The 13,781-nt window shown below is 65.3% G+C and carries 15 protein-coding genes and 1 tRNA gene; 4 read left to right on the plus strand and 12 right to left on the minus strand.

The genetic code is table 11. The features are described 5' to 3' along the window. Positions 1 to 25 precede the first annotated feature (25 nt). Together EPY72_RS03415 and EPY72_RS03420 are read right to left on the minus strand one after the other, a co-directional pair. On the minus strand, positions 26 to 3,928 hold the full coding sequence (locus EPY72_RS03415) for an Eco57I restriction-modification methylase domain-containing protein (RefSeq protein WP_135805569.1): 3,903 nt from the start codon (positions 3,926 to 3,928) through the stop codon (positions 26 to 28). Between the two features lie 261 nt (positions 3,929 to 4,189). Continuing rightward, positions 4,190 to 4,274 (minus strand) — tRNA-Leu (locus EPY72_RS03420). An 82-nt stretch (positions 4,275 to 4,356) separates the two neighbouring features. On the opposite strand from EPY72_RS03420, the gene EPY72_RS03425 reads away from it, so the two are divergent. Beyond that, complete coding sequence (locus tag EPY72_RS03425) at positions 4,357 to 4,680, plus strand: transcription initiation factor IIB family protein (RefSeq protein WP_134670508.1); 324 nt, start codon at positions 4,357 to 4,359, stop codon at positions 4,678 to 4,680. Positions 4,681 to 4,735: 55 nt separating this feature from the next. On the opposite strand, the gene EPY72_RS03430 is transcribed toward EPY72_RS03425, so the two are convergent. From EPY72_RS03430 to EPY72_RS03450, 5 genes are all read right to left on the minus strand, one after another. Beyond that, positions 4,736 to 5,224, minus strand: coding sequence for a phosphopantetheine adenylyltransferase (locus EPY72_RS03430; RefSeq protein WP_135805570.1), 489 nt, complete (start codon positions 5,222 to 5,224; stop codon positions 4,736 to 4,738). Positions 5,225 to 5,274: 50 nt separating this feature from the next. Beyond that, entirely contained in the window at positions 5,275 to 5,883 is a 609-nt protein-coding gene (locus EPY72_RS03435; RefSeq protein ID WP_135805571.1) for a winged helix-turn-helix domain-containing protein, read from the minus strand. Between the two features lie 69 nt (positions 5,884 to 5,952). Next, positions 5,953 to 7,029: a glutamate--cysteine ligase gene (locus EPY72_RS03440; protein WP_135805572.1), complete on the minus strand. Its 1,077-nt coding sequence runs from the start codon at positions 7,027 to 7,029 to the stop codon at positions 5,953 to 5,955. Positions 7,030 to 7,092: 63 nt separating this feature from the next. Then, positions 7,093 to 7,728: a fibrillarin-like rRNA/tRNA 2'-O-methyltransferase gene (locus tag EPY72_RS03445; RefSeq protein ID WP_135805573.1), complete on the minus strand. Its 636-nt coding sequence runs from the start codon at positions 7,726 to 7,728 to the stop codon at positions 7,093 to 7,095. Next, the gene (locus EPY72_RS03450) at positions 7,725 to 8,591 is read right to left on the minus strand and encodes an NOP5/NOP56 family protein (RefSeq protein ID WP_134670503.1); all 867 of its coding nucleotides are present in this window, start codon (positions 8,589 to 8,591) and stop codon (positions 7,725 to 7,727) included. Before EPY72_RS03450 ends, EPY72_RS03445 begins: the two co-directional genes overlap by 4 nt. Positions 8,592 to 8,697: 106 nt before the next feature. Here EPY72_RS03450 and EPY72_RS03455 point away from each other — a divergent pair, with 106 nt between their 5' ends. Next, positions 8,698 to 9,081 (plus strand): methylated-DNA--[protein]-cysteine S-methyltransferase, encoded by a 384-nt coding sequence (locus EPY72_RS03455; RefSeq protein WP_135805574.1) that lies wholly within the window; start codon positions 8,698 to 8,700, stop codon positions 9,079 to 9,081. A gap of 311 nt (positions 9,082 to 9,392) precedes the next feature. Here the strand turns inward: EPY72_RS03455 and paaE are convergent, their stop codons facing one another. The 5 genes from paaE to paaA are packed head-to-tail and all read right to left on the minus strand — an operon-like array spanning position 9,393 to position 12,102. Then, a complete protein-coding gene (gene paaE, locus EPY72_RS19200; protein WP_167599434.1) occupies positions 9,393 to 9,560 on the minus strand; it encodes a 1,2-phenylacetyl-CoA epoxidase subunit PaaE in 168 nt (55 codons plus the stop codon). A 2-nt stretch (positions 9,561 to 9,562) separates the two neighbouring features. Beyond that, complete coding sequence (paaD, locus tag EPY72_RS03460) at positions 9,563 to 9,982, minus strand: 1,2-phenylacetyl-CoA epoxidase subunit PaaD (RefSeq protein ID WP_134670501.1); 420 nt, start codon at positions 9,980 to 9,982, stop codon at positions 9,563 to 9,565. Then, entirely contained in the window at positions 9,975 to 10,832 is an 858-nt protein-coding gene (paaC, locus tag EPY72_RS03465) for a 1,2-phenylacetyl-CoA epoxidase subunit PaaC (RefSeq protein WP_134670500.1), read from the minus strand. Before paaC ends, paaD begins: the two co-directional genes overlap by 8 nt. Next, positions 10,832 to 11,158: a 1,2-phenylacetyl-CoA epoxidase subunit PaaB gene (gene paaB / locus EPY72_RS03470; RefSeq protein WP_134670499.1), complete on the minus strand. Its 327-nt coding sequence runs from the start codon at positions 11,156 to 11,158 to the stop codon at positions 10,832 to 10,834. The genes paaC and paaB overlap by 1 nt, the downstream gene beginning before the upstream one ends. Before the next feature lie 2 nt (positions 11,159 to 11,160). Then, positions 11,161 to 12,102, minus strand: a complete 942-nt coding sequence (gene paaA / locus EPY72_RS03475) for a 1,2-phenylacetyl-CoA epoxidase subunit PaaA (RefSeq protein WP_135805575.1) — start codon at positions 12,100 to 12,102, stop codon at positions 11,161 to 11,163. Between the two features lie 103 nt (positions 12,103 to 12,205). Here paaA and EPY72_RS03480 point away from each other — a divergent pair, with 103 nt between their 5' ends. Together EPY72_RS03480 and EPY72_RS03485 are read left to right on the plus strand one after the other, a co-directional pair. After that, entirely contained in the window at positions 12,206 to 12,844 is a 639-nt protein-coding gene (locus EPY72_RS03480; RefSeq protein WP_134670497.1) for a helix-turn-helix domain-containing protein, read from the plus strand. Between the two features lie 46 nt (positions 12,845 to 12,890). Then, positions 12,891 to 13,733, plus strand: coding sequence for a QueT transporter family protein (locus EPY72_RS03485; RefSeq protein ID WP_244605511.1), 843 nt, complete (start codon positions 12,891 to 12,893; stop codon positions 13,731 to 13,733). Positions 13,734 to 13,781: the final 48 nt, after the last annotated feature.

The following is a 13,781-nucleotide window of genomic DNA, read 5'->3' on the forward strand; positions in this document are numbered from 1 at the left end:
TCGATACGTGACAGCGCCCCGTCGCTCAGAACACGTCGAGATACTCCTCGACGACCTCGCGCTCGTCGTCGGTCAGATCGAACAGGTCGTAGACCGCGTCGTCGATTTGGGCTTCGAGATCTTCGATGTCGGTCTGTCGGACGTCCTCGCGGTCTGCTTCGAGTCGGTCGAGCAGTTCGACTACGCCGCCATCGGTGCGGGGAATCGGAATTGTCATTTCCTCGCCGCTCTTGACGTTCCGACCGTCCACGGCGTCGTGGACGTACTCGGCCCTTCGCTTTCGAGCCTCGCGATCTTCGGAGTACATCGCCGGGTCGTTGATGGTATCCGATCGCCCGGCCTGCACGGTGAAATTCCCGTCTACGTCGCCCTGTACTTCGGCATCCACCGGATACCGGCGAGTCTGCCACTCGTAGGTGACGTAGTCGAGTTCGCCGTCGTAGTCGCCGAGGTAGGCTTCGGGGAAGCGGTCGGTCCTGCTGTCGAGGTCGATGGTATCAACTATCTCCTCGGCCTTCTCGCGCATCGTTCCGAAGACGCCAACGCTATCCTCGGTAGCACAAGGTATCGGATTCACATACTGCGCCCGATACTCATAGTACCCACCGGCCTTGACCGTCGATATGTGTTTGAAGTAATACTCCAAAGCCTTGGAGTTTAGTTGACAGGCAATTACCTCTGTCAGCCCTTGCCAATCTTCACTCAGTAAGGCCGCATAGGCTGTCTTGAAGTACCACGTTCCTTCTTCGTCTAACATGAACGCGGGCTCATCTGTAATATGGGCAAAGACCGTCTTTGGACGCTCAAACCGTTCCAGATTTCGAGGATAAGCAAACTCCCACCAGTTCTCGCTATCTTCCCACCGGCCACCCTGTCTACTCCGCAATTCGTCTTCGTGAGCCTTGAAATACTTCCAAGTGAGAGGATATTCGTCGCGTAGGGTTTCTTTTGAGATTAGTTGGTCTTCCCGGCTTCCCTCACCTAAGGATGTGTATGGAAGGATGACGTGATTACCCGACCACTCGCACCGCCAACGCTGAACGTCACTGCCACTTAGCCAAGGCCGTAAGAAGTCCGTTTCAATTTCGTATTCTTGTGTCCCTCCGCTGGGGATTACGGTCACAGTGTCGCCCTCGTCGTTGGAACGAATCTGGTGAGCGTCCATTACTTCGACCACATAGACGCTATTTGACCCTGTTGTTGGACCCGGGAAGATCGCATCAGTAATATCCCGCATCCGATTGTCGCCCTCTTGCTCCATCTTGTCGAAGATTTCCTGTTCCTGAGGAGGCATCAGCGCCCAGTAATCAGTCCCGAGCTCACGCTGGGGATAATCGAATACGTCGATAAGTTCATCAGTGTAACCGGGTTCATCTCGATGCTCACGTACTGATTCAATAACGTCCTCGTCTAACTCTCGGTCAGTGTTTTCATCTGTTTCTGCTCGAACCCGGACACATCTGATAGTGTTGTCATTACGTGTCTTTTTGTCAGGCTCGTCTTCCAATATTACGACAGCAGGATAGTTCGTAGCGTCCTCAAATACTCCGGAGTCCCTGAAGTCGTAGATTTCCCGTATGAGTGAGTCTTCCAGGATAATTTCCCGGGTATTTTCCCCGTAGTCGGTAACCATGAACTGATTCGGAGTAATGAACCCAAGTTTCCCGCTTCCTTCTACCAACCAATCAAGCCCCCTTTCGTAAAACGGACAGTATAGGTCAAATTGGCCTACTGCGGAGTCATATAGACTCTGAATTATTTCCTTTTGTTCGTCTCTGATATTTTGGATATTCACGTAGGGCGGATTCCCCACGACGTAGTCGTACTCCATGTAGTTCTTCACGACGAGCGCGAGCACGGTGTCCTCGAACATCTTGAACAAACGCCCGTCGTTGTGCTCTTCCTTGAGATACCGCACGTTCTCCAGCATGTCGTCGACGTACGGTGCGAAGAACTCCTCGACGCCAGAGTAGTCCTGTGAGGTGTGCTGATTGATGCGCTCTTCGAGCCCGCTTTTGTACTCCCAGTCGAAGTCGCCGCCGAACTCCTCGGCCAGCGCCATGTGGTCCTTGACGGTGTCCAAGACGCCTTGTAGCGCCGCGAAGTATTCCCCGAAGTTCCCCACGCCCGTCTCCAATTGGATGGTGTCGAACAGCGGCATCCGAACCCGGCGCACGAGGAAGCCGTCTTCCGTTTCGGGCGCTTCCTCCTCGTCCACCTCGACTGGAAGCGGAACCGGGATTCGTACGTCCTGTTCGTCTTCGGTCATCGCATCGAATGTCATCTGGCGCGTCCCGTCGTCGCCCAGATCCGCGCCAGTCAGTTCCCGTTCGTTGCGGAGCGTGTCGGTCCGGTAGATCGGGAGCCGACGAAGCGTGAACTCCGGGTTCTGTCCTTTGGCCTCACGGTAGGCCGGGAGAATCGCCACTACGAACCGGATCTGTGCCATCAGCACCGCGAACGGATGGATATCGAGCCCGACGATTCGCGGACGCGTACACAGATCACGTAAATGCTCTTCCCAGTCGGGGTCGTCCTCGTAGCGTTCCACGTCCTCGATGTATCGCTCGACTGCTTCGACGAGGAACGTACCGGACCCACACGACGGGTCGATAAGCCGTTCGTTCGAGACACCATGCTCGTACCCGACCCCGTCCATGATGTAGTCGATGACCGGCTGAGGAGTGTAGAACTCCCCGAGCGCTTTGCGCGTCTCAGGGTCGAAGTATCGCTGGTACAGATCACCGAGCAGGTCGCCCTGTACGTCCGAGAAGTCGAACCGGAGTACGTTGAAGAATACCTCGGCTACCGCTCGGCTGAAGCGGTCCCGCGTGGCCTCGCTTACGCGCTCTACACCACCCGTTTCCTTGGCCACGGCCTCGAACTGGTTCGGGCCCGATTCGTGCCCGCGAGAGAGCTGTTCGGCGTACCCATCGGTCCACCAAATGAAGATGTCGTCCTGAAACAGCCCTTCCACCAACTGGTCCTGCATATCATCGATGAGATTGTCCGCCGCGACGGGGAACGCATCGAGGTTGATGCTGTCGCCGAAGCCCTGCAACCCCCGGAAGTAGTCGTCCATCCCCTCGTATCCGGTCCCGGCGAAGAAGTCGTGGTCCTCGGTCGCCTTCGCCAGCAGGAGCCGAGCGAGGAGCGCGTGCCCGCTTTCCAGACAGAACATGAAGTCTCGAAGCGACTGTTTACCATCGATGAACGGCTCCCACGACTTTGGTACCTCGTCCGGCTCGTCGGCGTACGTTGCTTCCCAGAAGTCGTACGCACCCTTAACGAACTTCGCTTCTTGTTCGTCCCGGAGTTCCTCCAAAAGGTCTAGCATCCCGACGACGAGGTTGGCAAACGGACTCCCTTCTTCGAGCCGAAAGGTATCGAAGAAGTGCTCCTGTCCGAGTTGGGCCTGATCGTGTAGCGGAATCGGATCGAGGGCCCCGAGAAATCTGTTAACGTCGTCGGGATCCGTTAGATCGAACGTTCGCTTTTGGAGCGCACTAGTGATGTCGCGGGCTTGGCTTTCGCTTACCGCGTCCAGCGAGACGACCACCATCGGACGGTCCTGCCCTCGACGATAGAGACGCAACTGCTCGCCGTTTGTCAGAACCCCGTACTCGGCCCGAAGATGGTCCATGTAGTGGAACAACTGTGATTCGTGTGGCACGAGGTCACGGCCGGTGGTCTTGAATTCATAGACCGCAGTGACGGCTTCGTTGTTATCTAACGTGAGGTAATCCGGACGACGGTCGTCGGGGAGTGTGAATTCGCTTCTGAGATCAACCCCAGTTCCTTCGTAGTCGAGGGCGTCGTAGAAACCCCGTTCGAGGAACAGATTCTCCACGTCACGCTCGCTCATTTCCCCGTCAGTCTGTTTTGCGATCGCATGGAGGGCATCGTGGAGCCCGGAAGCGTCTGCCATTACTCCGTTCCACTCAACTGGTCTTCAAAAAGGTACTCGAAAGAGAAGACACAGGCACAAATATTTCGAGTCGGACCCGATTCGAAGCACAATGTTCGCTCGGAATTATCAGTCAGACTCGCATGGCTCTTACCTTATCGCGAGGCCTCTATCAACCGAACTGTTGGAGAAGCATCCCCAGGACCGGATTCGAACCGGAGCGAGACGGTCGACCTCGCAAGGTTCGAATCGGTCCTGCTCTTCGCTCACTGCGTTCGTTCATGCGCGGGACCGGATTCGAACCGGCGGACCCCTACGGGATAGCGTCCTAAGCGCTACGCCGTTGGCCTGGCTTGGCAACCCGCGCTCGACTCACGCTACCCGCGAGGGAGACAAGAAGGTGTCGTTCTCTGCGAGCGTTTATGTGGGACCGCGCGCTACCCCCGCCCGTGTATCGAGCGCGCGATCACGTCGAAAACGAGCGGTGGCTCGCGGAGCTCCAGCAGATAGCCGACCGGCTCGACCTCGAAACGGCCGCCCGGTCGCGGGCGACCGACCTCTACCTCTCGACGGTCACCGACTGGGACGACGACGCCGACGAGGCGTCCAAGCGGGCGGTCCTCGCGGCCAGCCTCTACGCCGGCTCGCTCATCGAGAGCGACCAGCGCTCACAGAGCGCGGTCGCCGACGCCGCGGGGGTGTCCCGACTCACCGTCCAACAGCGCTGGAAGGACCTGCTCGAACGGGCGGGGCTCGAACCGCCGTCGTGGTAGGTCCCAGCGGCGCCCGGCGCTCGCACCCCGACGACTCGTCCGCCCGGTCGGACGCTCACTGCTCGGCGGCCCGGCCGTCGCGGTCGGGCGTGACGTTGCCGCGTTCGTCGATCTCGCCGTTGACGATGCGGGTGCTCGAGATGATGTCGCCGTCCTCGGCGCGGACGTGGGGGACCACTTCTACTTCGAGGGGCGCTCGGCCCAGTTCCGTCCGTCGGTCGTTGATGCGGGCCGCGCCGTCGGTCGTCTCGGGCGAGACGATCAGCACGTCGAACTGCGGCTCGGTGGCGATGCCCGTGGGTTCGGTGAGCTCGCGGATCTCGAACTCCCGGTCGTACTCGTCGGCGAACGACGCGAGCTCGGTTTCGAGGTCGCGGCGGCGCTCGTCGAACGAGCGGACGTACCGATCCTCGTGGCGGGTCTTCGGCGCGAGTTCGTCGCTCGTCAGTCCGACCGTCACGTCCCCGAGTTCGAACGCGCGCTCGAACAGCGCGCGGTGGCCGTCGTGGACCGGGTCGAAGGTCCCGCCCAGGGCAACCTCCATACCCCGGCGAAGGGCACCCCGCGGCTTAGTGCCTTCGGAACCGCGTCACTTCACGACTCGTCGTCGGGGTCGCCGTCCTCGACTTCGATGCTCACCGGCTCGGTCGTCTCGGCGGTCCCCTCTCCGCGTTCGAGGTGGTCGTCGAGGTTGAACACGGTGTTGAGCTCGTCTTGGACCTGTCCGACGACGCCCGAGACGAGTTCGCTCGGGGCGATGGCGGTGTACTCGTAGGGGTTGTTGCCCGCGCCTTCGCTCTCGCGTTTGCGACGCTCGACTTTCTCCTCGGCGTGGAGCTCCGCGAGCGACTCCCGGACGGTGCTCGGGTAGAGGCCGGTCCCCTCTGCGATCTCCTCGCTCGTGCTGTGGGGGTGCTGGCGGAGGTAGACGTATATCCGGGCGCGCGTGTCGGTGTCGAGCACCCACGAAAGCAGGTCGACGATGCCCTGATCGAACTGATCGACCGCCCTGTCGGCCTCCTCTTCGAGGCGCTCGCGGCCCTTGTTCAGTCGCTCGCGGCCCTCTTCGGCGGGAGTCTCTTGGTCGACCGGGATCGACTCGCCGGGGTCCCGTTCGTCGTCGACCGTCCCGTCCTCGACGCCGTCGACCGTCTCGTCGACACCGTCGTCTCCGTCTGCGTCGTCTGAATTCTCTCCGGACATGTCCTTTCTACGAGGACAAAAGTCGCCACCGGGTAAAAGCCTTGCTTACGTGGCGATCCCCGACCACAGCTACTCGACGATCAGCGACTCGTAGAGCGCCTCGACGCCGTCCTCCTCGCTGATCCGGCGCTGGCTGGCCGCGCCGCTCTCGGCGTCGTACACGTCTCGGATCCCTGATACGCCGAGCCGATCGCACTCCCGATCGACCGCCTCCCCGAGATCGATCTCGCCGTCGCGGTCGCGGTCGACGAACGACGCCGCGTGTCCGTACCGCATGGCGCGCCACTTGTTCTCGTCGAGGAGCTCTCGGCGGTGGCGATACCCCGTCTCGCCGTCCTCGTAGCGCTCGGCCAGTTCGGTCACCAGCGCGTGGACGTACTCGACGAACGCCAACACGACCTCCGGGTCGGCCTGCCCGTCGGGCGTCCTGACTTCGACCGTGCCGTGGCCGGTGTGAGGACGCACGTCGTACCAGAGTTCGCCCCGATCGTTGATCGACCCCGTCTCGACCATCGTCTCCTCGAACGACGCAAACGCCTCGTAGGAGTCGAACGTCGTCGGCATCCCGGTGTTCGGGAGTGCCTCGAAGATCTTCGCGCGGGCCGACTGGAGCCCGGTGTCGTAGCCGTTCCAGTACGGCGAGTTCGCCGACAGCGCGAGCATCACCGGGAGGTACCACCGCACCTCGTTGGCGACCCACACCGCCTTCTCGGGGTCGTCGACGCCGACGTGGACGTGCAGTCCTGCGGTCGTGTTCCGGTGCTGTGGGTACTGGATCCGATCGAGCTGGGCGCGATACCGGGGCTTCTCGGCGTGTTCGAGCTCCCGCCACAGTGCGCCCGGGTGGAGCCCGGCGGCCGCGATGCGGTACCCCGCGGCCTCGGCGTGGTTGACCAGCGCCGATCGGACCGCGAGCACCCGGTCGCGGGCCTCGCTCACCCGGTCGATCCTCGGCGTCTGGGTCTCGATCACGCACTTGAAAAGCTCGTGGTCGAGGCGTCCGTCGAGTATCTCGGGCGGGTCGCGCTCGTAGACGAGTTCGTCGGTCCCCGCGGTCGGCCGGCCCCGGCCGTCCACGACGAAGAACTCCTCCTCGACGCCCAGCGTGCCCATCTCCGTGAAGTTCGAAGCCGAACCCGAGTCCATTTTTCGAGCTTTCGTAACCCGCGGTATAAATAGTTCCGAACCCGGCAGGGTCGGTCGCGAGCCCTACCGCGGCCGGGCGACCACGCCGAGGTGGTCCTCGTGGTACGGTTCAAGGCGCTCGGTCGCCACCACCTCGTAGGTCGGTTCGAGCGCCGCCAGCGCGTCCTCGAACACCGCCGCCGGCTCTCGGGTCACGTCCTCGCTCCGGGCCTTGATCGCGGCCACCAGTCGGCCGTCGTCCGCGAGAAACCGCGCGTTCTCGACCGCGACGCGGGCCTGTCCGCGAGTCGCGACGTCCTGGACCACCACGTCGACGTCGGACTCGACGACGTGGGCGTACGTCTCGGGCTTTCGGGCGTCTTTCAGGAGCGGGAACAGGTTCCGGCGGTCCTCGGCGACCCCCACGAGGTCCCGGACGGGCCGGGGCGCAAACTCCACCGCGTAGGTCGGGGCGGCGAAGTCCGCGACGTGACTCACCGTCGTCCCGCTGGCCGCCCCCAGATAGAGGACGGTGTCCCCGCCCGCCAGCCCGGCGTCCATCCCGAGTTCGACCATCGCGCCGAGCTTCGATCGCCCGGCGTCCCAGAGGCGCCACCCCTCGTCGGTCGGCTCGCCGTACACCGGCTCGCCCCGTGTCGCGAGCCGCGACTCCCCGTCGAACGACCGGCGCTCGACGCCGGTCGGGAGATCCTCGCTCATTCGGCCTCACCGCCTCGGATCTGAGCGATGCGCTCGTCGAGTTCGGCGTCGAGTTCGGGCTTGCGCTCCCCGGAGTAGCGGTCGACTCGCGCCGCGATGGTGAGCTTGCCTGCGAGGGCGCGGGCCGCCGAGCCCCGCTTTCCGGGCCGGGTCCCGCGGACGTACTCGTGGGTGAAGATGACGCCGTGCTTGGGCGAGGGTGCGTGGCCCCGGAGGTGGGCGAAAAGCGAGTCCTCGGCGCCGAGCACCTGAACCGTCCCCGCGGGCTTCTTCGCGAGCGCGTCGAGTCCGCCGGCCAGCGAGATCAGCCGTGCGGCGAGCACCGGCCCCGCCATCGCGGCGAGGTTCGGCGCGACCTCGGGCGTCTCGCGCTCGACGAACGCCCGGAGCTCGTCGGCCTCGTCGGCGAGTCCCGCGACTCGCTGGGCGAGCGAAACCAGTCGCTCGTCGACCGTCGAGTCGGGGTCGCGGCCTGCAAGCTCCCGGGCGTAGTCGACGCCGGTGGCCGCGTCGGGGTACCGGCTTCCGGCCCACTCTGCGACCCGCTCGGCCAGCTCGTTGGCCCGCTGGTCGAGGTCGTCCATCGCCCGGACGGCGTGGACGAGTTGCTGGTCGTCGGCCCGTTCGCGCTCCGCCGCGGCCTCGCGGGCGGCGCCGATCGTCGCCTCGCGCAGGCGGGCGTAGTAGTCGGACTCGTCGTCGGCGAACCCCGATTCGACGGCGAGCGCCGGCCAGTCGGCGGGAGCGTCGGCCCGACCCTCGCGGATTCGGTCGGCGCCGCCCGCGGCGTCCCCCTCGAACCAGCCGTTCGGGGCCGCGCCGGCTCCGCTACCGCCGGGGTCGCGGTCGGTGTCGTCGGTCATACCCGTTGGTTGCCCGTCGTCGCGTTTAAACCCACGCGACTCGGCCGGCGCGCTCGCGGTCGCCCGAACCGAAACCGGAAAGACCACGCGCCCGGAGTTCCAGTCGATGCACGTCGAACTCTTGGGCGGCACGGTCGACGTCGACGCGGGGCTAATCGACGCCCCGGACGGAGAGATCCGCGAGCAGGTGGCCGCGTACGCCGCCGGCGACCGCCGGGAGTTCGACCTCCCGGTCGCGGTCCCCGACGACTTCACGGGCGACGTGATGGCGGCGATGGCCGCGATCCCGTACGGCGAGACCCGAACCTACGGCGACCTCGCGACCGAACTCGACACCGCGCCGGTCGCGGTCGGGCAGGCTTGTGGCCACAATCCCGTCCCGATCGTAGTCCCGTGTCACCGGGTGGTGAGCGCGGCGTCGCTGGGCGGCTACTCCGCGGCGGGCGGGGTCGAACTCAAGGCGCGACTGCTCGCGCTCGAAGCCCGTTAATCGGCGCCTCGTCGTCGGCGCTCGACTGTTCGGGATCGACGGTCGCTTCGGGCCGGAGTCCCTCGTCGTCGGGAGGGTCGCTCGCTGTGAGGACCGCGGTCGAGAAAATGACGGCCCGACCGACGCGCGCCGACGGCCAAAAAGGCTATGAGAGTGGTGGCACAGGGCTGAACTGCGGTGGCGCCCCACCGCCGGACGATGGCCTGTCGACCCCGCTCGCCGTCCGCGTCTCCTGCTCCCGGACGCGGGCGGTCGCCCTCCAGCCCTCTACGCCCCACCGTCTCGCTGGCCTCGGCCCGCGGTCCCGTCTCTCACTCGAACTTCTCGAACGGCTGTTCGCAGTCGTTACAGTAGTGCATCGACCGACAGAGCGACGGCCCCTTCGGGTGCTCGCGCTCGGTGTCGGTCGACCCACAGTAGGGACACTCCGCGCCGCCGTCCGTACCGGTCGTGTCGACGCTCGGATCGAGTCCTCGCATGGTCAGACGCTCAGTCCGAACTCCCGCAGGTCGTCTCGGCCGTCCTCGGTCACCAGTTCGACGGACCACTCGGGGCTCCAGACGAGGCGCAGGTCGACCGACTCGACGCCGTCGACGCCACGAACCGCCGCCTCGATCTCGCCGGTCAGCATGTCCCGGGCCGGACAGCCGGTGTAGGTCAGTGTCATGGTCACCGCCGCGTGTCCGTCCGTCACCTCGACGCCGTAGATCAGTCCGAGGTCGACGATCGACACCGGCATCTCCGGGTCCTCGACGCCGTAGAGGGCGTCCCACACGCGGGCGGCGACGCCCTCGGCGCCCTCGCCGGTCGCCGGGAGGTCGTCGGGATCGGGGCCGCCCGGCGAGTAGTCGGTGTGTGCACACGGGGTCGGTTCGCCGGCTGAGTCGGGGTCGCTACGCATCGGCCTCGTCGGGGTCGGGCATGATCTTGTGGGCCTCCTCGCGGCCCAGCTCGCGGTACGTGCGGGTCATCTCCTCGTGGAGCGCGTCCCAGTCGTCGGTGTGGTCGCCGTCCCGGCCGATCGTCGCGGGCCGGACCGCCTCGGGATTCTCGCGGACGCCCTCGGGCGGTTCGAGGCCGAGCGACCGGAGGAACGGGATCACGGTGTCGAACCACTGCTCGCGCATCGCCGCCAGCGACTCGGTCCGGAGCCCGAGGTCCTCGATGGTCTCCTCGTGGTCGCTTGGCTCCCAAAGCGCCAGCGCGTGCGGGAACAGTCGATCGACCGCCGCCTGCAGACGCTTCAGACTCGCCTCGTCGTCCGCGAGCCGCTCGAGCCAGTTTTGAGCGTGTTCGCGGTGGTACGCCTCCTCGCTCTGAATCTTTCCGACCCGGTCGGCGATCCGGGGGTACGAGGCGTCCGCGAGCGCTTCGAGCCGGAGCTGTTCGGCCACGTCGTAGAGATACGATCGGACGACGGCGTCGGCCCAGTCGCCGTCCTCGAAGGGGAGTTCGGCGAGCGACGCGTGCCGGAAGTCGGCGGGGTCGCGCTCGAAGATGAGGTCGGCCTCGTCGTACCCGAAGTCCCGGAGCAGATCGTACCACAGCCGGGCGTGGCCGAGCTCGTCCTGTGCGATGTTCGCCAGCGCGAGGTCGGATTCGAGGGTCGGGGCCCGCACCTGCCACTCGGTGTAGCGCTCGGCGAGCACGAGTTCGTCGTCGGCGAGCCGGTAGAGCAGGGCCTCGACGGCCGCCCGCTCGTCGTCGGCGAGCTCCGCGGGACCTCCGAGCCGGTCGCTTTCGGCGGCCATCAGTCGTCACCCCCGGCCGACGCCCGGTCGGCGTCTTCCTGTTCGCTCTCGGACTCGGCGACCTCCTCGGCGAAGGCGGCGTCCAGATCCTTGTACCCCATCACCCACCGGTAGGACTTGTCGGTCGTCCCGCCGAACGCGGCCTCCTCGGCGTCTACTTCGCCGATCTCGTCTTTCGGGACGACCCAGAGGCTGTTGGTCGGCTTCCGGCGACCGTGCTGGATCTGGGCGAACAGCTTGGCCATCTCGCGGTCGGGCGCGTGGACGTTCCCGCAGTGGGTGTGGTACTCGCCGGCGTCCTCCTGTCGGAACACTTCCCAGATCATGGTTAGTCGGCCGCCTGCGGGGCGGTGGTATCCTCGCCGTGCTCCCAGCTTTCGAGGCCCGATCGGACCCACTCGACGGCCTCCTGGGTGCGCGAGCGCTTGCCGATCTGTTCGTGACTCCCCGGCGCGTCGTTTTTCGCGATCGTGAAGAACTCCTCCCAGTCGAGGTCGTCTTCGACCACCTCGTAGGTGCCGTCGCCGTTGTCCCTGATCCGGGGCTCGTCGGGGATTTCGAGGCCGTACTTCTGGGCTTTGGGGACGTAGGCGTTGAGGAACGCGTTCCGGAGCTCGTCGTTGGTCATCGTCTTCAGCCCCACGTCGGCCGAGAAGTCGTGGTGGGTCGACTGGTCGTCGGTCGGACCGAAAAACTGGATGATCCGGGGCCACCACTGCTCGAAGGCGTCCTGGAGCATCTGCTGTTCTTTCTTCGAGCCGGTCGCGAGCTCGCGCATAACGTCCTCGCCGTGCTTGACGTGGAACCCCTCCTCGAAACACACCTTGTCCATCGCGTGGGCGTACGGCTCCCAGCTGGTGCGCTTGAGCGTCGCCTGCCGGCGCATCGCCGCCCCGTCGACGAAAAAGGCGATCATCGGCACCTCGGCCCAGCTCTCCATCGGGTAGTGAAAGCAGTTGAGGAACTTCCCCTCCCCGTTGGCGAGCTCATCGAGCATCTCCTCGCGGGACTTGATCCCGAGCGACTCGGCGGCCCGGTACAGCAACTGCCCGTGGCCGATCTCGTCCTGGACCTTCGCGGAGAACGCGAGCTTCCGGTCGAGGCTGGGCGCCTGCCGGATGAACGGCCGTTCTAAGTACGCCCCCATGATCTCGCTGTTGGCGTGGAACTGGATCATCCGGGTGGCGGCCTTCCGGTACTCCTCCGGGAGGTCGTCTTTCGGGCTGAATTCGCGCGGCCCGGCGCGCTCTTTGACGGTTTCGACGTCCATATACCGGAGACTAGTCACCGATTCGCATACCAATTGACCCGTCTATAGACTGGGTTTAAATATAACGGCGACGAACGACCGTTATGAATCCGGAGCCACCGCCGTGATCGAGGAGTGTCTGGTCGTGGAGTTCGGCGTCACGGGCGACGACTGCCCGCTCGCGGCGGCCTCCCGCGAGACGGGCGCCACCGTCGACGCCCGACCGCCCCAACTCCGGCGCGACGACAACGCGTTGCTCCGGTTCAGCGCGGGCGCGAAGGCGGGCGATCTTGCCGCGACTCTCGACGCCGACGACCGCATCCGATATCTCCACGTCTCGCGGGCCGACGGCCGGACCAACTTCCGGTGTCTCTCGAAACACCCCTGCGTCGTCCACGAGCTCACCGACGCGGGATTCATGGCCGAGAACCTCCAGTACCGCGGCGGGGCCGAGCGCCACGTCGGCGCGGTCGTGGGCCGAGACGTGCTCGGCGGCGTCCTCGAAGCCGCCGCCGAGACCGTCGGCGTCACCCTCGAGCGACTGTTCCCGCTCGGGGGCGAGGACGACACGGCGGTCGCCCAGCGGTGGGATCTGACCCCCGCACAGGAGGCCGCGATCCGGGCCGCGCTCGCGGCGGGCTACTTCTCGGTGCCCCGGGGGGCGACCGCCACCGAGGTCGCGGCCGACCTCGGGATCAGCAAGTCGGCGTTCTTAGAGCGACTCCGCCGCGGACAGGCGTCGCTGTTCGAACAGGTCTTTTGACGCTACCGATACGCTTTATATCATACCTCAGAGTGGTCCTGACGACATGCGAGAAACCATTACGATGTGGCGTGACACGCGAATGATAATGCTGGTCGCGGTCGTGGCGGCGCTGTTCGCGGCCGTGCTCATCCCGTTCAAGGCGCTGACGATCGTTCCGGGGGTCACCGAGATCAGGCCCGCGAACGCGATTCCGGTCGCGTTCGGGATCATGTTCGGTCCCGCCGGCGCGTGGGGCGTGGCGATCGGCAACCTCATCGGCGACATCTTCGGCGGCACGTTCGGGCCGGGGAGCGCGTTCGGCTTCGCCGGCAACTTCTTTTTCGCGCTCGTCAGCTACAAGCTCTGGGGCAACCTCGCCCCGCTGTCGTCGGGCGAAGAGCCCACCATGGACTCCGCACGACAGGTCGCCGAACTCTGGGTCATCGCCCTCGCGGGGGCCGCCGTCTGTGCGGCCATCATCGCGTGGGGGCTCGAAGTGCTGGGCCAGTTCCCGTTCTCGGTGCTCGGTCCGGTCATCGCGCTCAACAACTTCCTCGCGGCCGCGGTGCTTGGCCCGCCCCTCCTGTATCTCACCTACCCGCGCGTCAGGGAGATGGGACTACTGTACCCCGACGTGATGGACGCGCCCGCCCTGTCGGACGCCTCTTCCTCGCGGTCGACGCTCGCGGCGTTCGGGCTCGCGGCGGTCTCGATCGCGTGGCTGGTGATCGGCGTCGGCCTCAGCGTCGGCCTCGGCGGCGGCGCGTTCATCGGGAACACCGCCGAGACGTTCGGTCAGGGCGGCTCGACGCCACAGATCGCGCTCGGCGCGGTCGCGTTCGTCGCCCTGTTCGGACTGTCGGCGCTGTCGAAGAGCCGGCTCCCGGCGGCGCTGAGCGCCCGATAGCGGTCCCGGATTGCAAACCCTTACGGCCCTACTCTATGCACTCGACAT

The sequence above is a fragment of the Halorussus marinus genome (assembly GCF_004765795.1).
GTDB lineage: Archaea > Halobacteriota > Halobacteria > Halobacteriales > Haladaptataceae > Halorussus > Halorussus marinus.